Origin of the sequence: Acinetobacter genomosp. 33YU (assembly GCF_001990725.1) — a bacterium.
GTDB lineage: Bacteria > Pseudomonadota > Gammaproteobacteria > Pseudomonadales > Moraxellaceae > Acinetobacter > Acinetobacter seifertii.
This window is the reverse complement of sequence record NZ_LFZQ01000007.1, coordinates 345766-368593: the sequence shown is the minus strand read 5'-3', so window position 1 is coordinate 368593 and position 22828 is coordinate 345766. Positions and strand designations below refer to the sequence as shown.

General features: G+C 37.8%; 24 protein-coding genes. 11 read left to right on the top strand and 13 right to left on the bottom strand.

All coding sequences use genetic code 11. The features are described from left to right. Positions 1-5: 5 nt before the first annotated feature. The gene (locus tag AC056_RS09295) at positions 6-1223 is read right to left on the bottom strand and encodes an MFS transporter (protein ID WP_077163437.1); all 1218 of its coding nucleotides are present in this window, start codon (positions 1221-1223) and stop codon (positions 6-8) included. Positions 1224-1450: 227 nt separating this feature from the next. On the opposite strand from AC056_RS09295, the gene AC056_RS09290 reads away from it, so the two are divergent. Further along, positions 1451-1879 (top strand): hypothetical protein, encoded by a 429-nt coding sequence (locus AC056_RS09290; RefSeq protein ID WP_139113949.1) that lies wholly within the window; start codon positions 1451-1453, stop codon positions 1877-1879. Between the two features lie 260 nt (positions 1880-2139). Further along, complete coding sequence (locus AC056_RS09285) at positions 2140-3060, top strand: LysR family transcriptional regulator (protein WP_004700912.1); 921 nt, start codon at positions 2140-2142, stop codon at positions 3058-3060. Between the two features lie 50 nt (positions 3061-3110). Here AC056_RS09285 and AC056_RS09280 read toward each other — a convergent pair whose 3' ends face one another. Next, positions 3111-3563, bottom strand: a complete 453-nt coding sequence (locus AC056_RS09280; protein ID WP_004700914.1) for a DUF441 domain-containing protein — start codon at positions 3561-3563, stop codon at positions 3111-3113. A 254-nt stretch (positions 3564-3817) separates the two neighbouring features. Between AC056_RS09280 and AC056_RS09275 the strand changes: the two genes are divergently transcribed. After that, positions 3818-4036 (top strand): hypothetical protein, encoded by a 219-nt coding sequence (locus tag AC056_RS09275; RefSeq protein WP_004700915.1) that lies wholly within the window; start codon positions 3818-3820, stop codon positions 4034-4036. Between the two features lie 103 nt (positions 4037-4139). Beyond that, complete coding sequence (locus AC056_RS09270; protein WP_077163435.1) at positions 4140-4844, top strand: pseudouridine synthase; 705 nt, start codon at positions 4140-4142, stop codon at positions 4842-4844. Here AC056_RS09270 and AC056_RS09265 read toward each other — a convergent pair. The 3 genes from AC056_RS09265 to AC056_RS09255 all read right to left on the bottom strand — a co-directional run bounded on the left by AC056_RS09265 (position 4837) and on the right by AC056_RS09255 (position 6706). Continuing rightward, on the bottom strand, positions 4837-5280 hold the full coding sequence (locus AC056_RS09265; RefSeq protein WP_077163434.1) for a GNAT family N-acetyltransferase: 444 nt from the start codon (positions 5278-5280) through the stop codon (positions 4837-4839). The genes AC056_RS09270 and AC056_RS09265 overlap by 8 nt on opposite strands. A gap of 97 nt (positions 5281-5377) precedes the next feature. After that, positions 5378-5686, bottom strand: coding sequence for a type II toxin-antitoxin system RelB/DinJ family antitoxin (locus AC056_RS09260; protein ID WP_077163433.1), 309 nt, complete (start codon positions 5684-5686; stop codon positions 5378-5380). Positions 5687-5797: 111 nt separating this feature from the next. Then, the gene (locus AC056_RS09255) at positions 5798-6706 is read right to left on the bottom strand and encodes a pseudouridine synthase (protein ID WP_213033483.1); all 909 of its coding nucleotides are present in this window, start codon (positions 6704-6706) and stop codon (positions 5798-5800) included. A 119-nt stretch (positions 6707-6825) separates the two neighbouring features. Between AC056_RS09255 and tsaE the strand changes: the two genes are divergently transcribed. The 5 genes from tsaE to AC056_RS09230 all read left to right on the top strand — a co-directional run bounded on the left by tsaE (position 6826) and on the right by AC056_RS09230 (position 11794). Further along, on the top strand, positions 6826-7299 hold the full coding sequence (gene tsaE, locus AC056_RS09250; RefSeq protein WP_031944951.1) for a tRNA (adenosine(37)-N6)-threonylcarbamoyltransferase complex ATPase subunit type 1 TsaE: 474 nt from the start codon (positions 6826-6828) through the stop codon (positions 7297-7299). Then, entirely contained in the window at positions 7292-9247 is a 1956-nt protein-coding gene (gene mutL, locus AC056_RS09245) for a DNA mismatch repair endonuclease MutL (RefSeq protein WP_077163432.1), read from the top strand. Before tsaE ends, mutL begins: the two co-directional genes overlap by 8 nt. A gap of 6 nt (positions 9248-9253) precedes the next feature. Continuing rightward, the gene (gene miaA / locus AC056_RS09240; protein ID WP_077163431.1) at positions 9254-10198 is read left to right on the top strand and encodes a tRNA (adenosine(37)-N6)-dimethylallyltransferase MiaA; all 945 of its coding nucleotides are present in this window, start codon (positions 9254-9256) and stop codon (positions 10196-10198) included. Positions 10199-10292: 94 nt separating this feature from the next. Then, the gene (hfq, locus tag AC056_RS09235) at positions 10293-10805 is read left to right on the top strand and encodes an RNA chaperone Hfq (protein ID WP_004700932.1); all 513 of its coding nucleotides are present in this window, start codon (positions 10293-10295) and stop codon (positions 10803-10805) included. 131 nt (positions 10806-10936) lie between these two features. Beyond that, positions 10937-11794, top strand: a complete 858-nt coding sequence (locus AC056_RS09230) for a DMT family transporter (RefSeq protein ID WP_077163429.1) — start codon at positions 10937-10939, stop codon at positions 11792-11794. Between the two features lie 37 nt (positions 11795-11831). Here the strand turns inward: AC056_RS09230 and nfsB are convergent, their stop codons facing one another. Then, on the bottom strand, positions 11832-12485 hold the full coding sequence (gene nfsB / locus AC056_RS09225) for an oxygen-insensitive NAD(P)H nitroreductase (RefSeq protein WP_039255256.1): 654 nt from the start codon (positions 12483-12485) through the stop codon (positions 11832-11834). Positions 12486-12624: 139 nt separating this feature from the next. Here nfsB and AC056_RS09220 point away from each other — a divergent pair, with 139 nt between their 5' ends. Continuing rightward, the gene (locus AC056_RS09220) at positions 12625-12849 is read left to right on the top strand and encodes a hypothetical protein (protein ID WP_077163428.1); all 225 of its coding nucleotides are present in this window, start codon (positions 12625-12627) and stop codon (positions 12847-12849) included. 3 nt (positions 12850-12852) lie between these two features. Here AC056_RS09220 and AC056_RS09215 read toward each other — a convergent pair whose 3' ends face one another. Together AC056_RS09215 and AC056_RS09210 are read right to left on the bottom strand one after the other, a co-directional pair. Next, positions 12853-13572, bottom strand: a complete 720-nt coding sequence (locus AC056_RS09215) for a UDP-2,3-diacylglucosamine diphosphatase (RefSeq protein ID WP_077163427.1) — start codon at positions 13570-13572, stop codon at positions 12853-12855. Positions 13573-13587: 15 nt separating this feature from the next. Then, positions 13588-14097: a peptidylprolyl isomerase gene (locus AC056_RS09210; protein ID WP_004700945.1), complete on the bottom strand. Its 510-nt coding sequence runs from the start codon at positions 14095-14097 to the stop codon at positions 13588-13590. A 168-nt stretch (positions 14098-14265) separates the two neighbouring features. Between AC056_RS09210 and AC056_RS09205 the strand changes: the two genes are divergently transcribed. After that, positions 14266-15993 (top strand): glutamine--tRNA ligase/YqeY domain fusion protein, encoded by a 1728-nt coding sequence (locus tag AC056_RS09205; RefSeq protein WP_068932973.1) that lies wholly within the window; start codon positions 14266-14268, stop codon positions 15991-15993. A gap of 488 nt (positions 15994-16481) precedes the next feature. Here AC056_RS09205 and AC056_RS09200 read toward each other — a convergent pair whose 3' ends face one another. From AC056_RS09200 to AC056_RS09180, 5 genes are all read right to left on the bottom strand, one after another. After that, the gene (locus tag AC056_RS09200; RefSeq protein WP_077163426.1) at positions 16482-17204 is read right to left on the bottom strand and encodes a glutamine amidotransferase; all 723 of its coding nucleotides are present in this window, start codon (positions 17202-17204) and stop codon (positions 16482-16484) included. A gap of 165 nt (positions 17205-17369) precedes the next feature. Further along, positions 17370-18185, bottom strand: coding sequence for an ethanolamine ammonia-lyase subunit EutC (gene eutC / locus AC056_RS09195; RefSeq protein WP_077163425.1), 816 nt, complete (start codon positions 18183-18185; stop codon positions 17370-17372). 10 nt (positions 18186-18195) lie between these two features. Further along, positions 18196-19581 carry an ethanolamine ammonia-lyase subunit EutB gene (locus tag AC056_RS09190; protein WP_077163424.1) on the bottom strand — a complete coding sequence of 462 codons (1386 nt, stop codon included), beginning with the start codon at positions 19579-19581 and terminating at the stop codon, positions 18196-18198. A 14-nt stretch (positions 19582-19595) separates the two neighbouring features. After that, a complete protein-coding gene (gene eat, locus AC056_RS09185) occupies positions 19596-21032 on the bottom strand; it encodes an ethanolamine permease (protein WP_077163423.1) in 1437 nt (478 codons plus the stop codon). A gap of 220 nt (positions 21033-21252) precedes the next feature. Then, complete coding sequence (locus AC056_RS09180) at positions 21253-22764, bottom strand: aldehyde dehydrogenase family protein (RefSeq protein ID WP_077163422.1); 1512 nt, start codon at positions 22762-22764, stop codon at positions 21253-21255. Between the last annotated feature and the right edge of the window lie 64 nt (positions 22765-22828).

Genomic DNA, 22828 nt, shown 5'->3' with positions numbered 1-22828 from the left:
TTTGGTCAAAAGTCTGGCGCTAGTAAGGCTTTTTGAGTTGCTTTCTCTACAGCAAATGCAATAAGTAAAATAATAAGACCACCAAGACTTAATACAAACCCTACCCAAATCGGTGCAATCCAGCCCATCTGATGACTGAGTACCCAACCACCTAAAAATGCACCTAATGCATTCGCAAGATTAAAAGCTGAGTGATTAAGCGAAGCTGCTAGTGTTTGTGCATCACCTGCAACATCCATCAGGCGTGTTTGTAATGCTCCGCCTAAGCCCATTACAGTTAGTCCGATTAAGAATAAAGAAGCGATAGCACTATAGATATTACTCATTAAAAAACTTGCAACAACAAAGGCAATTGCTGAACTAATGAGTACGCCTACAATGGTTTTATTGAGGTTTTTATCTGCCAGCCAGCCAGCTGCTAAACCTCCAATCACCATCCCGATTCCCCACAGTGCTAGTGCAATAGGAACGATTTGAATATTAACTTTTGTATATTCAGTCAAAATAGGTGAGACATAGCTATATACCGAAAACATGCCTCCAAAGCCAATTGCACCGACCGCAAGGGTTAACCACATATTTATATTTTTAAGCCCAGCCAATTCTGTTTTTATACTGGCAGTAGCCTGAACCGGAATATTCGGCACAAAGCAAGCTACAGCAATTAAAGTGAAAAATGCAATCGTTGCTGAAAATTCAAAACCTGCTCTCCAACCAAAATGTTGGCCTAACCATGTCGCTAAAGGTACGCCAATAACCGTAGCAACGGTTAAACCCATCATCATTTGTGCAACTGCAGAAGCTCTTCGTGATGGGCCTGCAAGTTCAGCAGCGACTAGAGCTCCCACTCCAAAATATGCACCATGGGGTAAACCTGCAATAAAACGAGAAACTAAAACGGTCTCAGGCGTATCTGCTAGGGCTGTACAAGCATTAGCAATACCATAAAACAGCATGAGACAAAGCAATAAAGTCTTTCTAGGAACTTTAGCACCCAAAATAGCAATAATAGGGGCACCAATAACAACACCTAATGCATACGCACTAATAAAATGTCCAGCTTCAGGTACTGTAATATTTAGGTTGTGCGCAATTTCTTGAATAAGGCCCATTGCCACAAATTCTGTGGTGCCAATACAGAAACCACCAACTGCAAGAGAGAAAATTGCTAAGAACAGTGAATAATGTTGAGGTGTGTTGGATGAAGATTGGGGGGACGCCATAATAAATTAAAAAAGGAGACTCAAAAATGAAAGTATAAGGGAAAAGAGGTCAAAATAATAAAAAACTAAAACATTGAGCGTACAGTTGCAGGTTTTAAGCAAAAGCATTTTATATTTATTTTAAATAATTTATCGAAATTTTTTAATAAATTATATATGATAAGTTCGTAATACTTTAGGCATTACAATAAGTTGTATAAATATTTAAAAAATAGAGAATCTAAATCGTGAGAAAATTAAGTATTGCCTGCCTTATGGGGGTGGTTATGTTATCTACGTCAGGTTGCTCAGTCTTTATGGCGGGTAATCAACCAAGTAAAAAAAATTTAAACGTGTTAAATCCGGGTAGTTCTCGCAATTATGTCATTGCTGAGCTAGGAGCGCCTGTACTTTCTGAATATCGTGATGGTACAAGAGTCGAAATTTATACTTTCCAACAAGGCTATCCAAAATGGGCGAAAGTAAGCCGTGCATTTGGACATGGTATAGCGGATGTTGCTTCATTCGGGCTATGGGAAGTATTTGGAACACCAACTGAGGCATATTTTAGTGGGAAAGAAACTTCTTATGAAGTAACGTACGGGCAAGATGATTTGGTGAAAAGTTTTAAGCTCATCGATTTTGAGCAGGCATTCCCTAAACCAAAAGCAGAGTGATGAAATGAAAAGGGCCTTTAGGCCTTTTTCTTTGTATATGTTAAAAAATTATATTAAATAAAATCATTGTCTTAAAATTTAATTGGTTTATTCACTTTAAAAATAATCAAGTAAAAAGCAAGTTGAGACACATTAATTAATATTGTGATAAGATGAATACTATTCATTAATAATGATTTATCTAGACTCACTCTATTTTCTTCAAATAAGAGAAAAGTTTCAAAATTTATGGATAAATCTATTTATTCAGGCTTTTGCCCATGTTAGAAATTCGTCATCTTAAAACTTTGGTTGCATTACGTGAACATGGTTCACTTGTTGCGGCAGCTAATGATCTGTGTTTAACACCCTCGGCTATTTCTCACCAATTAAAAGAATTAGATCATTGGTATGGGGTAGAGGTTGTGAATCGTCGAAGCAGACCTGTTAGCTTTTCTAATGTTGGACAGCGCTTGCTCAAATTGGCTGATGATGTATTGCCACAGATTCAAATTACTCAAAGTGATATTACTCGTATTGTGCATGGGCAAACGGGTAGAATTATTTTTTCTTCTGAATGCCATAGCTGCTTTGACTGGCTAATGCCTTTGCTCAATCAATACCGTCATCAATATCCAGATGTAGATTTAGATTTTGCTTCAGGCTTTGAGTCAAACCCACATGAGCTTTTACAAAATGGTGAGTTTGATTTACTCATTACAGCCGATCCAATTGCATTAAAAGGAATTGAATATTTTCCAATTTTTGAATATGAATCACGTTTAGTTCTATCAAACACTCATCGATTGGTTCGTGCTGAAAATATTACGGTCCAAGACCTTGCTGAAGAAGTTCTTATTACTTATCCCGTTGATAAGCATCGTTTAGACATAATGTCGAAACTGTTTATACCAGCAAATATTCAACCTAAACAAATTCGTACAACAGATTTAACTCAAATGCTTATTCAGCTTGTAGCGAGTGGGCGAGGTATTGCTGCTTTACCAGACTGGGTAGTAAATGAATATGAGCAAAAGGGATGGGTCACTAGCCGCCGTTTAGATTGTGTTTCTCAAAATGGTTTAAGACGTACATTATATGCAGGCTATAGAGTTGAAGAAAAAGAGAAGAGCTATTTTGAGGGATTTTTAAAACAGTTAGAAAAGTTCTCTTTAAAGCGAAATTCTTATTATTCAGGCTAAACATGGGTACTTAACCCAAGTAGTAATAAAAGGTACTTAGATGTGCCTTTTTATTTGCCTATGAATAAAGATAATAGCCCTGCTGCAATGAGTGGGCCAACTGGTACTCCGCGAAGTAGTGCAACGCCCGCAACTGTACCAATGAGTAAGCCCGCAACTACATCAGGTTGGCTTGACATAAGTTTTACACCACGTCCACCTAACCAAGCAACAAGTAGACCGATTGCAATGGCAATCAAAGATTTAAAACTAACAAACGATTTTAAAATACTTTCTCCACTAAGTTTGCCACTCGCAATAGGAGTAAGTACGCCAATCGTTAAAATAAGAATTCCTAAATTAAGACCATGCGCTTGGATATAAGGAAAAAATTCATTTAGCGGGGTAATTTTAATCACAATAAGCACACCTGCTGCAATTGTTACAGCAGCATTTTGGCTTAATAAGCCACAAATCAGCAAAACCAGTAAAACAACTAAATTAACATCGAATTGGGCAAGCATGGAGAGTGGCAAGGAAAGCAAATAATTTGAATTGTATAATAATTAAGAATCAAAATGTGAAAGCATTTAAAAGTTGCAAAGATTAGAGAATGAATTTGTAATGACAATTTTAGTCTATATGATTCAATCATAAAGAGTTTTTCATTCTGGTTACGATTGGAAACGATGTTATATAAATTAACAAGTTAAAAACTCTTCTTTTGAAATGTTGTGATATAAAAATAATCATTAATCGTAATTTTAGGATGATTCATATGGACATTGTCGATATTAAAATTAAAGACCAGTTCGAAAAAATTTATGATGCGAAAGCTCAACTAAAGAAGAATTTGGTTGAACATGATAATGAGCCTCTAAAGCTAAGTCAGCGAATTGAACATATTATTGTGGATAATGAAATTATCTTGCCTACGACTGAATTGTTATTTGAAAGTGAACAAAACGAAAAAATTTATCGCGTCATTGAAGAGTAACTTCAAAATGATGAGAGTTAAGTACAAAGTTGATAAAGCAAAAAGGGTAATAAAGTTCTAAAACTGCGTTAAAATAATGGTTTGGTTTTAAAGAGAAGGCTTTATGCTGCTGGAAAAAATTTTGCAATCACAAGGGTTCGGTTCACGTAAATATTGCCAGCAGCTAATAAAAAATGGTTCTGTAAGTATTGATGGAGAGGTTGCGAGTGATCTTAAAAAGCAATTCTCTCCTGAAAATTTTGAATTTTCTGTTTTTGGTCAAAATTATCTGTATCGAGAAAAAATTTATATTGCTCTGAAAAAGCCGCAAGGTTTCGAGTGTTCGCACAATCCTCAGCATCATCAAAGTGTTTTTAGCTTATTGCCTGAAACTATGGTTCAACGTGGTGTGCAAGCCATTGGTCGTCTAGATCAAGATACAACTGGCTTATTGTTACTCACTGATGATGGTAAATATCTTCAAGCTTTAACGCATCCTCGTAAACATGTTCCAAAGGTTTATCATGTGACGACTTACGACCCAGTCACACCTGAACAAATTGAAATGCTTACTCAAGGCGTTAATTTACACCAAGAAAAAGGGATATTTGCTGCTACAGATGTAGCACTACTTGGAACCCATCAATTAACGATGACTATTCATCAAGGTGTATATCATCAAGTCAAAAGAATGATTGCGGCTGTTGGCAATAAAGTCGAAAAACTGCATCGATATCAAATAGGCCAACTGGTCTTACCTGAAATTGAGGAAGGGGATTGGGTTTATTTGTCTGAGCAGGAAAAACAACTCGCTCAAAATATTATTTAAGAAAACAGTGGAAAGTCTGAAATTCACTGTCTCGAATAAATCCCATTTTTTCATAGAGGCGGTGAGATTCATGATTGTTCGTTTGAGTCTCTAGGCTAATACGTAAAGCATTTTCTTGTTTTGCAAATAAAATCGCTGTATCAATAAGCTGTTTTGCTGAACCCTGACGACGGAACATTGGAGTAACATATACGTCATCTAAGATGTAATAAGTTGAACAAGCCACTGAAGAAAAACCTAAATAGAGAAGGACAAAACCAGTGATTTTTTCATCTTTAATATGAATAAAAAATACGCTTTCTTTATTTTCAAAACGTTGTTTTAAAAAATGATGTGATTCATCAAGATTCGAAGATGCACCGTAAAATTGACGGTACTCATCAAATAGGACAGCAAGTTGTGTTAAATCTTCTTTGGTCGCTCGTCTTACAATCATTAGGCGCTCCTTGTATTTATGTTTATGTTTTTACAAAGAGAGCATAACTAAAAAAAAAGCCAATTGACGTTAAAAGTTGTTTAAAAATGCAACACTGTTAAGTGTTGTCACTTTCACCCAATAAGGCATTTAACTCTTCAAATAAATCTTCGTGGTCATCATCTACATTTAAACTTGAAGGGTTCTGATTTAAGGAAGATGCTTTCGCTTTTCTCAGTTTTAATAATTGTTCCATATTAATGTTCTGATTTTCGATAGCAAAAGGAATAGATTTAGTTAAGACGACTTGTTTAAAGAACAGTCGCACTGCTTGGGCAGGGGTAATCCCCAATTGTTTAAAAACAGCAAAAGCCTGTTTTTTCTCTTGGGAGTCAAGTCGAACCTGATAAACTTCTGTTTTTCGCATGAATAACAAAACCAAATGATTTTTAATTTTTAGGGATTTATTTTAAACCATCGGAATGTAATTTCAATGTCTTTCAGCATAAAAAATAATCTTTTTGTCATTACGATATGATTACAGTGTCAATTCAAAGCGAGAATTGAAAATCATTTGCTGTTTTGTCAGTGGGTCTATGAAAGAAATTTGCTTAGCTAATAGCTGTAACGGTTGAGAAAAATCATCGTCAGCTTTATGTTGAACTATTGGGTAAAACGGATCATTTTTAATCGGAATTCCCAAATGGCTTAAATGCACACGGAGTTGATGTTGTTTTCCTGTAGTGGGTGTTAAACAGTATTTAGCCCAAGATTGATTATGCTCAAGCAACTCAATTTTTGTTTCTGTATTGGTTTTAGTATGGGGAATAACGCACATTGTATAAAAGGGCGTACCTTTATCTAAATAGAGTTTTAAAGTCTGAGGAAATTCTAATTCAGCTTTATATTGAGCGATTGCATGATAAATCTTATGAACTTGACGATCTGCAAATAACTGTTGGTAAACCCCGCGTGACTGTGGCCGTTTGCAAAATAAAACGACTCCCGCAGTTTCACGGTCTAATCGATGAATTGGGGTTAAAAACTCATTGCCCGTTTGTTTTTTTAATCTGACTAATAGCGTTTCTTGTACATATTGCCCTGTTGGACTAATAGTTAAAAAATGAGGTTTATCTACAACAAGCAAGTCATCATTTTCAAATAAAATTTGATGTTCAAAGGGAACATGGGTTTCATAAGCAAGAAAGCGATAATAAAAAATATGTGTGTTTGCTATATATGGGCTGTCTAATGTTAATTTTTCGCCATTTGCCGCGTAAATAAGCCCATCTTGAAAACGTTTTTGCCACTCAACTGTTTTTATATGAGGAAAATTTTCGCAAAGAAATTGATAGATGGTTTGTGCTGTTGTTTGCGGTGGTAGATAGACTTGGCTTGCGCTTACGCCATCAATCATAGGTGGGAAAAATTCAATCGGACTAGACATAAAAGTGTGTCAATATTTAATAAATGTGGTGTAAAAAAAGCCATCGTTAAGGACTTAAGTAGGCTTTAAAGCAGGGCAATGGTATCATATCGATTATTTTGAATCATGTTATGTGTGTTATGTCGTATTCATTGAAAATTGTCTTAAATCATGAAGAAGATACCCAGCGTTTAGCTCAGGCATTGGCGCAGCATGTTCAGGCTGGCGTGATTTATCTGATTGGTGATTTGGGTGCCGGTAAAACGACATTAACCCGTTATTTTTTGCAGTCTTTAGGGCATAAAGGCTCGGTTAAAAGTCCTACCTATACACTTGTTGAACCATACAAAATCAATAATAAAGAAATTTTTCATTTTGACTTATATCGTTTGAATGACCCCTACGAACTTGAATTAATGGGAATCCGTGATTATTTAGACATTCAGGATGCACTATTTTTATTTGAGTGGCCATCGAAAGGTGGAGACGAAATACCGCAGGCAGATATTGTTATTGATATTCAAAAATCAGATGATGAACTCAATCGTTTCGTCACTTTAACTTTACCAACAGAGCATTTGTACCAGACTTTGCAGGAACAGCTTCATGACTGATGAAAAGCTAGCACAACGTCGTATTCATACATTAGACGCCGCGTTAGCCAACCAGATTGCTGCCGGGGAGGTAATTGAACGCCCTTCATCGGTTGTAAAAGAATTATTAGAAAACTCAATTGATGCGGGTGCAACTGAACTAATTGTGCGGATTGCACAAGGCGGATCAACACTAATCGAGATCATTGACAATGGGCATGGAATACATTCTGATGATTTACCATTGGCAGTCATGCGTCATGCAACAAGTAAAATTAAAACAGCAGAAGATTTACACGCAATCGTCAGTTTAGGTTTTCGTGGTGAAGCGCTTGCTTCTATTGCTGCGGTTTCACGATTAACTTTAACCAGTAGCCAAGATGAAAGCGGAATTGGTCATCAGGTTGAAGTGAATGGTACAGCCTTTGACCACCAACAAGTACAAGCTGTGGCTGCACAAAAGGGCACTCATATTCGAGTTCAGGATTTATTTTTTAACGTTCCTGCTCGCCGTAAATTTTTAAAAAAGCCCACAACTGAATTTGGTCATATTGAAGAAATTGTACGTCGTCTGGCTTTAACACATTTTGATATACGTTTTGTACTCGAGCACAATGACAATATTCGAATTAATTTACCAATAGCAGATAGCGGTGAATTAAGATTTCAGCGTGTACAGCAATTATTGGGTCAACAGTTTGTTCAAAATGCTTACTGGATAGATGCTGACAGTATCAACATGCGTTTGTCGGGTTGGTTAGGACATCCTTCAGATGCACGTGCTCAAGCAGACTTACAATATGTTTATGTAAATGGCCGAATTGTGAAAGATAAAACCATTTCACATGCTTTAAGAATGGCTTATGACGGTATTTTACATGGTCATCAGCATTCATCTTATTTACTTTTCTTAGAAGTTGATCCTGAAAATATTGATGTTAACGTTCACCCAACCAAACATGAGATTCGTTTTCTAAATCAACGCGAAGTACATGAGTTTGTAAGACATTATGCTAAAGAAACCCTAGCGCAATTTCAGACAGCGAGTGCTGATTTAGCTCAAGCTATGAAGGTGGACGATACTCAGTCTTCATTTGTACAGCCTCAGCCTAAATATCAAGAACAATTCACATTACATCGTACAGAGCAAGCTGTTGATACAACAGTAGACAAGCCGAGTAGTTATCAGCCCTCTACTGAACTTTTAACTGATTTTAATAATAGTCGCCCGCAAGCTATTCACTATGCTGAGCAATCCCCAAAATATAATGGTTCTGCGCAGTTAAATAACGCATTAAAGACTTACTTAGCACCTTTACGCGATCAACCTACTGCCAATTTTTCAGTTGAGGAAAATATTGAGCCTGTCGCTAAAGTAGATGAATTTCCATTAGGTATTGCCATTGCTCAGCTTCATGGAATTTATATTCTGGCGCAAAATACGGAAGGGTTGATTATTGTTGATATGCATGCAGCACATGAACGTATTTTGCTGCAACAAATGAAAAATGCTTGGGATAAACCTGAGTTTTGGACGTCTCAACAGTTGCTTATACCTAAAGTGATCTCAATTAGTCGTATGCAAGCTGTGCGGGTCGAAGATTTAAAACCTCAGCTTGAACGCTTAGGATTAGAGATCGATCTGTATGGCGACGAGCAAGTGATTGTGCGTGGTGTGCCAGCTATCTTGCAAAAAGCGGATTTTGAAAATCTTATTCCAGAACTTCTAAATGATTTAGATCCAAATGATGAAGCACAAGGGTTATTGCAAAAGCGTGATGAACTGTTAGCAGGTATGGCGTGTCATGGGGCAGTGAGAGCGCACAGACAACTCAGCCTTTCTGAGATGAATGCTTTGCTGCGCCAAATGGAACAAACTGAATTTGCGAGTCAGTGTAATCATGGCCGTCCAACTTGGCGTGCATTTCCATTATCTCAATTAGATAAATTATTTGCTCGAGGAGAGTAGTTTTACATGTCAAATCAATTGCCCGTCATCAATTTAATGGGACCGACTGCAAGCGGAAAAACCGCTTTGGCATGTGAACTTTATGAGCGTGGAAATTTTGAGTTAATTTCAGTTGATTCTGCACTTGTTTATAAAGATATGGATATAGGTACAGCTAAGCCCACTCGTGAAGAGCAGGAGCTATATCCACATCATTTGATTGATATTATTACCCCACTTGAAGTTTATTCGGCTGCTCAGTTTGTTGAAGATGCATGTGCTTTAATTGATGAAATGCATTCGCGTGGTAAAACTCCTATTTTGGTAGGAGGAACCATGTTGTATTTCAAGGCGCTCTTGGAAGGCTTATCAAGTAATTTACCAAGTGCTGATGCAAATGTTCGTGCAGCAATTGAAGAAAAAGCGGCAAATGAAGGTTGGGAAGCCGTTTATAATGATTTATTGCTAGTAGATCCAATTGCTGCTGGAAAATTTAAAGTTTCTGATAAGCAAAGAATTATCCGAGCGCTTGAAGTTTATCGTATTACAGGTCAACCAATTACTAAATTGCAGGCTGAGCAACCAAAAAATGTACCATATCGATACATATTTCATAACTATGCTTTGCTTCCAGATCGGTTAGAATTACATCAACGCATTGAGCAAAGATTGAGCAAAATGTGGGATATCGGTTTTTTGAGTGAAGTTGAGTCTCTAATTGAAAAATACGATTTAGATGAAAATTTACCCTCTATGCGTTCAGTTGGTTATCGACAAGCTCTAGAATTTCTATTAAAAAGTGATATGAGTCTCAAAAAAAAGCAGGAAATGGAGGATAAAGCCTTATTTGCAACACGACAACTTGCCAAACGTCAATATACGTGGTTACGTTCTTTGCAAGAAATACACGATTTTAAAACTTACTTGACGATAAAGCAGGCGAAAGAAGACTTGCGAAACTCTTATGGATAAAGCAAAATTTGCACACTGTCTTTTTATAATTTTTAGTTGAAAAATAAAGATAGTTTTTTTGCGCTGATTTAAAAATTTTTTTTTGGAGTTAAAAATGTCTAAAGGTCAAACTTTACAAGATCCGTTCTTAAATTCTCTCCGTAAAGAACGTATCCCAGTTTCTATTTTCCTTGTTAACGGTATTAAATTACAAGGTCATATTGAATCTTTTGACCAATATGTTGTTTTATTAAAAAATACTGTAAGTCAAATGGTTTACAAACACGCTATTTCTACGGTTGTTCCAGCTCGTAACCCTCGTCCAGCAGGTGCACAAGGTGCAGGTTTCCCAGCTCAGGGTGGTAGTCAAGGTGGCTTCGGTGGTCAAGGTACTGGCTTTGGCGGCGGTCAAGGTGGCGGCTTCGGCGGTCAAGGTGGCTTCGGCGGTCAAGGTGGCTTCGGTGGTCAAGGTGGTGGCTTCGGGGGTCAAGGTGGCTTCGGCGGTCAAGGTGGCTTCGGTGGTCAAGCTGGTGGCTTCGGCGGTCAAGGCGGCTTCGGTGGACACCAAGGCGGTTTTGATGGCGATTCTAAATTTGAAGATGGTCAAGAAGACGAAAATAATCGTTAATTGATTACCATAAAAAAACCAGTCATAAACTGACTGGTTTTTTTATGGCTTTAAAAATATAAAAGTAAATTAGCTAGACTTCAGTTCATCTCATTTCTTCAAATTTCGGTTAATTAATTGGTTCTTTGCGAATGATATTAATATTTGCTGCAGCACTGTGCAGTGTTTTGGTGTCCGTGCTGCTAAAAAATTTAAAGAAAAAGGGATACCAGCCCCTGCAGATGATTGCATGGAATTATGCAAGTGCAAGCTTGTTATGCTATTGGTGGTTTAAGCCAGATATACAGCATATATCTATACAGAATACGCCTTGGTGGCTAATTTTTGCATTAGGGATCATTCTACCGAGTATTTTTTTGTGTCTTGCAAAATCATTAGAATATGCTGGTATTGTCAAAACTGAAATCGCTCAGCGGCTATCAGTAGTACTTTCTTTGTTAGCAGCTTATTTCTTTTTTCATGAACAGTTTAGTTCTCTTAAATTATTGGGAATAGGTTTAGGAATTTTTGCTGTTTTTTTAATTGTATTTGGACAGTTCAAAGGTTCTTCAGACCATCAATCAAAAAAAGCAATTTTTGCTTTGATGAGTGTTTGGTTTGGTTATGCAGCAGTAGATATATTATTAAAATATACGAGTAGTTTAGGATTACAGTTTACGTTAACTTTGAATCTAATTTTTATAACATCTTTTGTCTTATCAATTATTTATTTATTTTTCCAAAAAAAGTCAGCATGGAATTTTGAAAATACACTGGCTGGATTGTTACTTGGAGTTCTGAATTTTTCAAACATAGCTCTATATGTTAAAGCACATATTTTACTTAAAGACTCTCCAGCTATTGTCTTTGCAAGCATGAATATTTTGGTCGTATTGCTTGGCATTGTTGGTGGTGTAGTTTTATATAAAGAAAAATTAAAACTGCCAACCATGTTAGGAACAATTTTAGGAATAAGTGGTCTAGTATGTTTAGCACTTACTATGAAATAGGAGTTCAAAAGAAAGCTCTTTTGAACTCTACTAAGTTTTATAAGTGAGTAAAAATCACTTCATCAGGTAGGCGAGATTTTGGGAGCTTGGCATTAAAATCGTTTTCGCTTCTATAGCCAAGTGAGACAATGACTGAACTTCGTAAGCCTTTTTCTTTTAGACCAAATTCTTCATTTAAGATATCTTCGTCAAAACCACCCATGGGTGTTGCGTCAATCCCTTCTAATCCAGCTGCAAAAAGTAGTTGTCCTAAGGCAATAAAAGTTTGATTTTCCATCCAACCAAATAAGTTCTTCTGCTCATTGCGATAAAATTCAACATAGCCATGGCGAGTATCTTTTTGACCGAGTTTGGCTTTTTCATCTTTGAATCGGCCACTTAAATCATCTTGTTCAAGTAATTGGTTTAAAAACTCAGGTGAAATATCTGTTCTTGTACAAAATACGAGTGTATGTGATGACTCAAGGACTTTTGGCGCATTGTATGCATAGCGACCTGTTAAAGCCTTAGCAATACGTTCTTTAGCCGCAGGATTGTCAGCAACTAAAAAATGCCAAGGTTGTATATTCACTGAAGAAGGTGTAAAGCGTAAGATTTCTAGTAATTTATCGAATTTTTCTTGAGGAATCTTTTTCTCAGGATCATACGCTTTTGTGGTGTAGCGACTTTTAACCGTATTTAATATATCCATACTTTACTCCATATCAATCTTATTACAATGGAAGGGCTTTAATCTTTGGCATCATACGCGATTTTAGAGAAAAACATCTGCATTTTAATGTGATAAATAAATATAATACTTATATAAATTTTTTACTAATTTATTGAAAATGTTTGAATTAATATCAACTAATCGAAAAAGTAAACTGCGAGAAATTAGAATTGTTAAAGTTTTTCTAATTTTTGCATTTGTATTGTGCTTTTTAATTTTATATATCGAATATCAAAAGTACGGACATATAAACTGGAAGTTTGTATTCATTATCTGTCTATGTATGATCTGGGATTTTGATTTAAATAAACAAGCTAGATATTTGAAAAATAAAAATAACTAATTATTAATAATACCAATCAGTTAGTTTAGCTTGTTTCATATGTGAAGAGGGATCTATTTCTAAAATTTTTGCATGATCTTCACGCCAATCACCTAGTACAATTCTTTGTTTTTGTTGTATCTCATGAATTGCGGGACGGTGAGTATGACCATGAATAAGTGCATCAACATTTTCTAAAGCACCAATTACGGCCTGTTCATTCACATCCATAATCTCGTAACTTTTTTGTTGTTTGTCTGAATGACTCTTTTTACGAAAACCATTGACCAGTTTTGTACGAAAACTGAGAGGGGTTCGACGTAAAAAAGCCACTAAAAGCGGGTTTCGAATAATTTTTCTAAATCTTTGGTAAGAAATATCATCTGTACACAACGCATCACCATGTTCTAGGCGATATTGGTGACCTGCGATATTAAGATAATAAGTATCTGGTAATAACACACCATTAAACTTATTCAGAAAAACCTGATTTAGAGCAAAGTCGCGGTTACCCACTTGAAAGTAAACTCGATTACCTTTTTGATTAAATGCTTTTAAAGCTTCGACAATTTCATCGAGCCAAGGGGCTGAATAGTCGTCACCAATCCAAGCGTTAAACCAGTCACCTAAAATGTAAAGCTGTGTTTGCTTATTTTGATAATGTATCAACAAATCTAAAAACCCTCGAACGAGTCGAGGGTGTTCAGGTGACAAATGTAAATCTGAAATAAACAGATAGGTCACATCTTATTCCTAAAATTATTCAGAAATAATTTTAGCAGATTCGATAACAACGTTTTCTAAAGGAACGTCAGCGTGATAACCACGGTTACCTGTACGTACGCCTTTGATTGCTTCTACAACGTCCATACCTTCAACAACTTTACCAAATACAGCATAACCCCAACCTTGAGCAGTTTTTGAAGTATGGTTCAAGAAAGAGTTGTTTTTTACATTGATGAAGAATTGTGCAGAAGCAGAGTGAGGCGCTTGAGTACGTGCCATAGCAATTGTACCAACATCATTGCTTAAGCCGTTGTCAGCTTCGTTTTCAATCGCATCGCGAGTTGCTTTTTCTTTGAAGTTTTCATCCATCCCGCCGCCTTGGATCATGAAACCATCAATGACACGGTGGAAAATAACGCCGTCATAAAAACCGTCACGTACGTATTCTAAAAAGTTTGCTACTGTTTTTGGTGCTTTTTCAGTATTTAGTTCAAGAACAATACGACCTTTATTGGTGTTTAATTCGACTTGAGGAAAACTCATTACATTAATCTCCTAAACATGGACTTATGACCATGGGTTTTTTGGTTGAGAGAAGCATAAGCAAACTGTAAACTACAAGGCAAGTAAAAAACGTTAAAATCTTTATGAAAAATGAAGATAGCGTTTATTTTTTCGAAATTTTATCTACAAAGAAGTGATTGATACACTATGAAGCCTAATGATGTTGTCTCGAACCTGCCAAACAACCCGACACCGAATACTCATGCCTCTGTCGATTCTGCGCAGCAAGAACAACAGGCTGGATTAGATTTTGTTCGCCAAGTCATTACTGATGATTTGGCTGCCGGACGTGCAAAACAAATCGTAACGCGTTTTCCGCCAGAACCAAATGGTTATTTACATATTGGTCACGTAAAAGCAATCTGTCTAAACTTTGGTGTTGCTGAAGAGTTTAATGGCCTTTGTAATTTACGGTTTGACGACACAAACCCAGATGCAGAAGAACAAGAATATGTTGATGGTATTGCCAATGACGTGAAATGGCTTGGTTTTAACTGGAATGGTGAGCCACGCTATGCTTCTGGTTATTTTGATCAGCTTTATGCATGGGCAATTCAGTTAATTGAGCAAGGTGATGCTTATGTTGATTTGCAATCTCCTGAAGAAATTAAGTTAAATCGCGGTAATTTTGTCGAGCCAGGTAAAAATTCTCCATATCGCGATGCTTCTGTAGAAGAGAATCTTGCTCGCTTTGAACAGATGCGCAGTGGTGAACTCAAAGAAGGTGAAGCAGTTCTACGTGCCAAGATTGATATGGCAAGCCCGAACGTGCATATGCGTGACCCGATTTTGTATCGTGTTTTGCATTCAGAGCATCACCAAACTGGTGACAAATGGAAAATTTACCCAATGTATGACTATGCTCATCCATTGTCTGATGCAATTGAAGGAATCACACATTCACTTTGCACATTGGAGTTCCAAGATCACCGTCCATTTTATGATTGGATTGTTGAAAAGGTTAAATCTAAATCTGTTCCACACCAATATGAATCTTCTCGTTTAAACGTAGACTATACGATTACCTCTAAACGTAAATTGCGTAAGCTGGTTGAAGGTGGTTATGTAAACGGTTGGGATGACCCACGTATGCCAACAGTTGTCGGTATGCGCCGTCGTGGCTTTACGCCAGAGGGCTTACGTGATTTCTGTAAACGTGTAGGTGTGTCTAAAACTGACGGTATTGTTGATGTTGCAATGCTTGAGTTCTGCATTCGTCAATCTTTAGAAAATACTGCTGCGCGCGGCATGGCTGTTTTAAGCCCACTTAAAGTGACTTTGACCAATTTACCAGAAGATATGGATCTTACACATGCTCGCCATCCTAATGTGGATATGGGTGACCGTGTAATTCCTTTAACCAAGGAAATCTATATTGACCGCAAAGACTTTGAAGAAGTACCTCCTAAAGGCTTTAAGCGCTTAACAACTGATGGTGAAGTGCGTTTACGCCATGCATACGTCATCAAGTGTGATGAAGTTATTAAGGATGCAAATGGTGAAGTGGTTGAGTTGAAGTGTTCAATTGATCCTGAAACTTTAGGTAAGAACCCTGAAGGCCGTAAAGTAAAAGGCGTAATTCACTGGGTATCTGCGACAAAAGGTATTCCTGCTGAGGTGCGTATTTATGATCGTTTATTTACTGAAGCAGCACCTGATGCAGATGATGACTTCTTGGCAAACCTTAATCCAGAATCGTTGAAAGTGGTACAGGCTGTGATTGAGCCTGCTTTAGCTCAAGCGAGTCCTGAAGACCGTTTCCAATTTGAACGTGAAGGTTATTTTGTTGCTGATCAACATGATCACACTCCTGAAAAACCAGTCTTTAACCGCGTTCTTGATTTGAAAGACAGCTTCAAACCTGAGAAAAAGTAAGAGATTAATTATCTCTTACTTTTTCTCAAGACGAACAACATGTTGTGAGTAGTTAGTCGAGATTAATTATCTCTTACTTTTTCGCAAGATGAACAACATGTTGTGAGTAAATAGAAAATATTAAAAAAGCCCAACTATAACGTTGGGCTTTTTTTCGGAGGTCTTCTCATAATATTCTTTTTCTTTATGATTCCACTTCCTTGGCAAAAAAGCTTAGGTAGGATTAATCACATAAAAATAAAGAACTAATAGTATGAGAAGCATACTTGAAAGCATTAAATAAGTATTGACCGTATTAAAGCTTTTAATAAACTTCCAGATATCCATAGTAAATCAGCGTATATTTTATGTTACAAATTAATAATACACTGAAATTTTTCTGAAATGTTTCTAAAAATAAAATATAAAGCTTTTTTTTGTTTAAAAAATAATCGAACAATGCGAGGTGATAAAAAGCTATATTTGATGCAGATTAGAAACTACTTCACTTAGGTACTATAACCAATTCTTTTCAAGAATTTTTGAATTACTTCAAAAGAAGCGTGTTCGAGGTTTTGAGCATATTTTTTATTTTCTTCACGAAGTTTCTGGATTGAAATATTGGCACTACGAAGTTCACATGTATGACCAATAAGCCATTTTTCAAAATGTTCTTCAGTAGTTTCAATATGGAACTGCAACGCGAGAATATTATTGCCAACTTCAAATGCCTGATTGGTATAAATATCTGAGCTAGCCAAAAGGGCAGCATTTTCAGGAAGATCGAAAGTATCACCATGCCAATGTAAAACATGAACATTATTAAGCAAAGGAGATAATACCTGATTAGGACGTAAACTTAAGCTGAGTGGACTCCAACCGATTTCTTTTTGATGACCGGCATATACTTTTGCACCAAGTGCATGAGCAATTAACTGTGCACCCAAACAAATACCAAGTGTAGGTTTATCCGCTGCCAAGCGTTGTTTAAGTAAAGCAATTTCATCTTTTAAAAATGGATAATCTTCAGTTTCATAAACTCCGATTGGGCCACCTAAAATAATAGTTAATCCATCGTGTGCAAAAGCAGCAGTTAAATTATCCACACCTGCTTCAAAATAACGGACGCGGAAGCCAAGTTGATAAAAGACATCTTCTAATGAACCTAAGTCTTCGAAAGCAAGATGCTGAATGGCATAAATAGTTTTGGGGAAGGCGTTTGTTGTGCTCATACAAATGATTCATAGAAGATCAATAGGTGGAGTATAGCGATAAATATAAAGAAGAAAATATCTGTATAAATCGTCAATACCTGAAAATTGATATTTTTCGTTAAGATAATGTTGTTATGCAAACGATTACCTATTTTGAATGAATCTGTTTGCATATTCGATCTTTTAAAATAATAACTTTTGAGTTGTCTCAAGGCCTATATCTGCAAGTTGATGTTCATCTTTTAAATTAACGCCTGAAAAGCCAAGTTGTTTTGACTTTTTCATGAGTGCCATTAACCTTTGTACTGCAACAGGAATACTTAAGCCTGCTGAGCGGACATTGGAAATACAATTACGTTTGGCGTCAAGGCAGCCTGAATATGCATTCCACGTGTAGTAAATTCCCATACTGTCAGGAGAGCTTAAACCTGGGCGCTCACCGATGAGCATCACTAGCATGGGTGCTTTAAAGATCTCAGCAACTTCATCACCTAAAGCAACCCGACTGCCTGTTGCCAGTGTAATGGGCGCAAGAGTCCAGTTTTCTTGCTGAACTTGCTCACTGAGCGCGGTAATGAATGGAATAGCATTCGCTTCAATCGCTCTTGCTGAGAGTCCATCACCGACCACAATACAAACATCATATTGTTGCGGATTTTCTGCATACTTCTTAATTAAGCCTTCTTTTGATAGGTTTGAAAGCTGACGACCTAAATCTGGACGTTTAAGATAGATTTCCTTATTAAGTGCGTTGCTGTGGACATGAAGACTTTGTAGCTGTCTTTGCGCTAATTGCTCAGATAAATAGGAAACATCCATATCTTGATAAACCGCATCTTTTGCTTGTGCATGCGACAACTGAAACTCAAGTAAGGCTTGTGTGGGGATGCTACAACCAGCACGGCCCAGAGCAATACGGGCATCAGTAAACTGTTTAAGTTTTTCCCACTGGTCTTGATGGGTAGAAGATGGATATTGAATATCACGGTTCAGTTTCATTGCGTTCTCCCTAGTTCATGAGCAGACGAGAGAATTGGTCAGGCATATGGTCTGCCCAACAGATTTGAGAGTTTTGCTGTTTAAAAATACCTTGCTGTTCAAGCCAAGCTGAAAACTCAGGAGCAGGTTTTAAACCGAGGAGTTGTCTTAAATAGAGGGCATCATGGAACGAGGTCGTTTGATAGTTGAGCATGACATCATCTGAACCCGGAATTCCCATAATGAAGTTAATGCCCGCGGCACCAAATAGAGTAAGTAGAACATCCATATCATTTTGGTCAGCATCGGCATGGTTGGTGTAACAAATGTCGCAGCCCATTGGCACACCAAGTAACTTGCCGCAGAAGTGGTCTTCTAGTCCTGCACGTATAATTTGTTTACCGTTAAAAAGATATTCGGGACCAATAAAGCCAACGACTGTATTCACTAAAAGCGGATTGTATTTACGGGCCACTGCATAAGCACGTGTTTCTAATGTTTGCTGATCAACGCCGTGATGAGCATTGCTGGATAAAGCACTGCCTTGACCCGTTTCAAAGTACATAACATTTTGTCCAATGGTTCCGCGGTTGAGTGCGAGCGTGGCTTCATATCCTTCTTGTAGTAAATCGAGTGAAATTCCAAATCCTTCGTTTGCCAGTTGGGTACCAGCGATTGATTGAAACATTAAATCAATTGGCACATTTTTTTCAGCCAGTTGAATACCTGAGCTGATATGGGTAAGTACACAAGATTGTGTCGGAATTTGATATTCCTGAATGACATGGTCAAGTAGTTTTAGTAGCTCTGACAAATTATGTAGGTTATCTGTTGCAGGGTTAATGCCAATCACGGCATCACCATTGCCATACATCAAACCATCTAAAATACTTGCAGAAATACCAAGCACATCATCCGTAGGATGATTGGGTTGTAAACGGGTAGAAAGATGGCCTTTTAAACCGATTGTATTGCGAAATTGGGTGACCACTTCACATTTGCTGGCGACATAAATCAAATCTTGATTGCGCATAATTTTGCTGACAGCAGCCACCATTTCTGGAGTTAAACCTGATGCTAAGGCTTTTAAACTTTGAGCAGTGGCTTCTTCTCCAAGTAACCAATTTCGAAAATCACCTACTGTAAAGTGTGAAATAGGGGCAAAGGCTGCCAGATCATGTTCATCAATAATTAGTCGTGTAATTTCATCGGTTTCGTAATCCACCACAACCTCATTTAAAAAGGTTTTAAGTGGTACATCGGCTAAAGTCATTTGTGCCGCAACATGTTCGGTTGCATCTCTGGCAGCTACACCTGCTAATTCATCTCCTGAACGTAGCGGCGTAGCTTTCGCCATCAAGGTCTTCAAATCAGCAAAGTGATACTGTTGATTGGCGATAATATTGCGATAACTCATAGTTGCATCCTTTTTTATAGTTCTTGTTCTGCGGCTTTAATATTTGCAAACTCTTCTTCTGGTGTACCTTTAACTAAATGATAACGGCTGTAGAATAAAAAGTAAGCAATAAATACGACATAAATAGCGGCAGCAATAAACCAAACTTTCGGATTAACAACAAAGCCCGCAACTACAGCAGCGACTGCTAGGACTAACGCAATACATGAAGTAACGATTCCCCCAGGAGTTTTATAAGGACGAGGCATGTCGGGTTTAGATAGGCGTAGCTTGATATGGGATAAAAGAATCAACACATAAGAAATGGTTGCACCAAAAACCGCAATTAAAATAAGCGAATCACCTTCTTTGGTGAGTGAAAGCAAGAATCCAATAATGCCCGGAATAATAATTGCCAGATAAGGCGCTTTATTTTTATTGGTTAAAGAGAGTGATGTCGGTAAGTAACCAGCACGAGAGAGTGCAAAAATTTGACGTGAATAGGCATAGATGATTGAAAAGAAACTCGCGATTAAACCAGCTAAACCGACAAAGTTTACGAAAGTCGCAAGCCAAGTGTTGGTGCCATAAACTTTAACCAGAGCATCTACGAGCGGAGCGCCTGAGTTTTGTAAAGTACTTGCACCTGCTGCGCCCGCACCCAAGAATAAAATGAGCATGGCAAACGCCGTTAATATAAGCATTGCACCGATTAAACCGCGTGGGAGAGATTTGGCTGGATCTTTCGCTTCTTCGGCTGCTAATGGAACACCTTCAACTGCAAGGAAAAACCAAATTGCAAAAGGAACAGCGGCCCAGATGCCTAAATAGCCATGAGGTAGAAAACTGCTTGCTCCAATACCTGTTCCAACTGGAATATCAAATAAATTTTGTGCATTAAAGTGTGGAATCATTGCCACAATAAACACAATCAAAGCAACAGCTGCGACAAGTGTAATTGCGAACATAATTTTTAAGGCTTCGCCGGCACCTTTCAGATGTATGCCCATAAAAATGGCATAGCAGGCGAGGTAAATCATCCAGCCATTTATACCAAATAAAGATTCGCAATAACCACCAATAAATACAGCAATCGCTGCAGGGGCAATTGCGTATTCAATTAAAATGGCTGTTCCTGTTAAATAGCCTCCAAAAGGGCCAAAGGCAGCACGTGCAAAACTATAACCGCCACCTGCTGTCGGCATCATGGTAGACATTTCTGACATAGAAAGACACAGGCATAAGTACATAAGCGCAGCGAGTGCAGTGGCAATAAACATACCACCCCAACCACCTTGAGCAATACCAAAGTTCCAGCCAGCAAAATCACCCGATATCACATAAGCTACGCCTAAACCAATCAGGAGTAACCAACCAACCGTACCTTGTTTGAGTTGACGCTGAGCAAAATATTCTGCTGATGAGACTTCTGTGCTTGAAGAAATGACGGAAGCTGTTTCTGGTTGATTCATACAATACTCCTGCGAGTGGGTTTATATGAATCAATGCAAAAGCAATGCCTAAATGAAGCACTTCAGAGAGTAGATGGAGCTTTTTTATTCTAAAAGATAAAAATTCAATCTTAACAATCGTAAATAAAGAAGCCAGCAATCTAAATTACTAGCTTCTTATATAATTAGTCATCTTACTTCTTTCTAGTGTTGATACTTCGGTATCAAATTGGTGCGAAACTTAGAAGAAGCCCATTGGTTTAGTTGAATAACTCACCAACAAGTTTTTAGTTTGTTGATAATGATCTAGCATCATCTTATGGTTTTCGCGGCCAATACCAGACTTCTTGTAGCCACCAAATGCAGCATGTGCAGGGTAGATGTTGTAGCAGTTTGTCCAAACACGGCCAGCTTCAATAGCACGACCAGCACGATAAGAAATGTGAGCTGAACGTGACCATACACCTGCACCTAAACCATACATGGTGTCATTGGCAATTTTAATTGCATCGTCAAAGTCTTTGAACGTTGTTACAGCAAGTACAGGTCCAAAAATTTCTTCTTGGAAAACTTGCATGCTGTTGTGACCTTTAAAAATAGTCGGATCGACATAGTAACCATCGCCTACTTCTTTACGGCCGCTACCGCCAAGTAAGAGCTCTGCACCTTCTTCACGACCAGTGTTAATACAACGTAAGATTTTCTCTTGCTGTTGTAGAGATGCTTGAGCACCAATCATCGTTTCTGTATCAAGTGGATGACCAGTTTTAATACGTTTTACACGCTCGACGGCCATTTCCAAGAACTGATCAGCAATGCTTTCTTGTACTAAAGCGCGAGAAGGGCAAGTACATACTTCACCTTGGTTTAAGGCAAACATGGCAAAACCTTCAAGCGTTTTTTCTAAGAAGTCATCTTCTTTATCCATGATATCTTCAAAGAAAAGGTTTGGTGACTTACCGCCAAGTTCTAAGGTGACTGGAATAATATTTTCAGTCGCATATTGCATCACCATTTGTCCAGTTTGAGTTGAACCTGTGAACGCGATTTTTGCAATACGTGGGTTTGTCGCTAACGGGCGGCCGACTTCTGAACCGAAACCATTGACAATATTAAGGACACCCGGCGGTAAAATATCTTGGATCAGTTCAGCCACCAACAAAATACCCACTGGAGTTTGTTCGGCTGGCTTAATCACAACACAGTTACCAGCTGCTAAAGCAGGTGCAAGTTTCCATGCTGCCATCAAAATCGGGAAGTTCCATGGAATGATTTGACCAACGACACCGAGTGGTTCGTGGAAATGATACGCAATAGTATCTTCATCAATTTCAGAGATGCCGCCTTCTTGAGCACGAATACATCCAGCGAAATAACGGAAATGGTCAATCGCAAGTGGGAGGTCAGCTGCTAAAGTTTCACGAACCGCTTTACCGTTATCCCAAGTTTCTGCAACAGCAAGCATTTCAAGATTTGCTTCTAAACGATCAGCAATTTTTAAAAGTATATTTGAGCGTACTGTTGGTGATGCTTTATTCCATGTTGCTTTTGCTTTGTGTGCTGCATCTAGAGCGAGCTCAATATCTTCGGCACTTGAGCGTGGAATACGTGTAAAAGCTTTTCCGTCAACAGGAGATACATTGTCAAAATATGCACCCTTTACAGGTGCTAACCATTCACCGCCAATAAAATTTTCGTATTGTGATTTAAATTGAACTTTTGAGCCTGGTTGATTTGGATCGATATAGCGCATATAAATATTCCTTTGCTTTTTAGGACTAAAGACTAACAAGAACCCTGTCAGTAGGTACTTTCGT

Coding starts and splice junctions, on each gene's coding strand:
- AC056_RS09275 (WP_004700915.1), top strand. CDS start 3,818: ATGGACATTGTCGATATTAAAATTAAAGACCAGTTCGAAAAAATTTAT.
- AC056_RS09255 (WP_213033483.1), bottom strand. CDS start 6,706: ATGTCTAGTCCGATTGAATTTTTCCCACCTATGATTGATGGCGTAAGC.
- AC056_RS09295 (WP_077163437.1), bottom strand. CDS start 1,223: ATGGCGTCCCCCCAATCTTCATCCAACACACCTCAACATTATTCACTG.
- AC056_RS09180 (WP_077163422.1), bottom strand. CDS start 22,764: ATGCGCTATATCGATCCAAATCAACCAGGCTCAAAAGTTCAATTTAAA.
- AC056_RS09285 (WP_004700912.1), top strand. CDS start 2,140: ATGTTAGAAATTCGTCATCTTAAAACTTTGGTTGCATTACGTGAACAT.
- AC056_RS09230 (WP_077163429.1), top strand. CDS start 10,937: ATGATATTAATATTTGCTGCAGCACTGTGCAGTGTTTTGGTGTCCGTG.
- hfq (WP_004700932.1), top strand. CDS start 10,293: ATGTCTAAAGGTCAAACTTTACAAGATCCGTTCTTAAATTCTCTCCGT.
- AC056_RS09210 (WP_004700945.1), bottom strand. CDS start 14,097: ATGAGTTTTCCTCAAGTCGAATTAAACACCAATAAAGGTCGTATTGTT.
- eat (WP_077163423.1), bottom strand. CDS start 21,032: ATGAATCAACCAGAAACAGCTTCCGTCATTTCTTCAAGCACAGAAGTC.
- AC056_RS09260 (WP_077163433.1), bottom strand. CDS start 5,686: ATGCGAAAAACAGAAGTTTATCAGGTTCGACTTGACTCCCAAGAGAAA.
- AC056_RS09220 (WP_077163428.1), top strand. CDS start 12,625: ATGTTTGAATTAATATCAACTAATCGAAAAAGTAAACTGCGAGAAATT.
- AC056_RS09205 (WP_068932973.1), top strand. CDS start 14,266: ATGAAGCCTAATGATGTTGTCTCGAACCTGCCAAACAACCCGACACCG.
- eutC (WP_077163425.1), bottom strand. CDS start 18,185: ATGAAACTGAACCGTGATATTCAATATCCATCTTCTACCCATCAAGAC.
- tsaE (WP_031944951.1), top strand. CDS start 6,826: ATGTCGTATTCATTGAAAATTGTCTTAAATCATGAAGAAGATACCCAG.
- AC056_RS09200 (WP_077163426.1), bottom strand. CDS start 17,204: ATGAGCACAACAAACGCCTTCCCCAAAACTATTTATGCCATTCAGCAT.
- AC056_RS09265 (WP_077163434.1), bottom strand. CDS start 5,280: ATGATTGTAAGACGAGCGACCAAAGAAGATTTAACACAACTTGCTGTC.
- miaA (WP_077163431.1), top strand. CDS start 9,254: ATGTCAAATCAATTGCCCGTCATCAATTTAATGGGACCGACTGCAAGC.
- AC056_RS09190 (WP_077163424.1), bottom strand. CDS start 19,581: ATGAGTTATCGCAATATTATCGCCAATCAACAGTATCACTTTGCTGAT.
- AC056_RS09270 (WP_077163435.1), top strand. CDS start 4,140: ATGCTGCTGGAAAAAATTTTGCAATCACAAGGGTTCGGTTCACGTAAA.
- AC056_RS09280 (WP_004700914.1), bottom strand. CDS start 3,563: ATGCTTGCCCAATTCGATGTTAATTTAGTTGTTTTACTGGTTTTGCTG.
- mutL (WP_077163432.1), top strand. CDS start 7,292: ATGACTGATGAAAAGCTAGCACAACGTCGTATTCATACATTAGACGCC.
- nfsB (WP_039255256.1), bottom strand. CDS start 12,485: ATGGATATATTAAATACGGTTAAAAGTCGCTACACCACAAAAGCGTAT.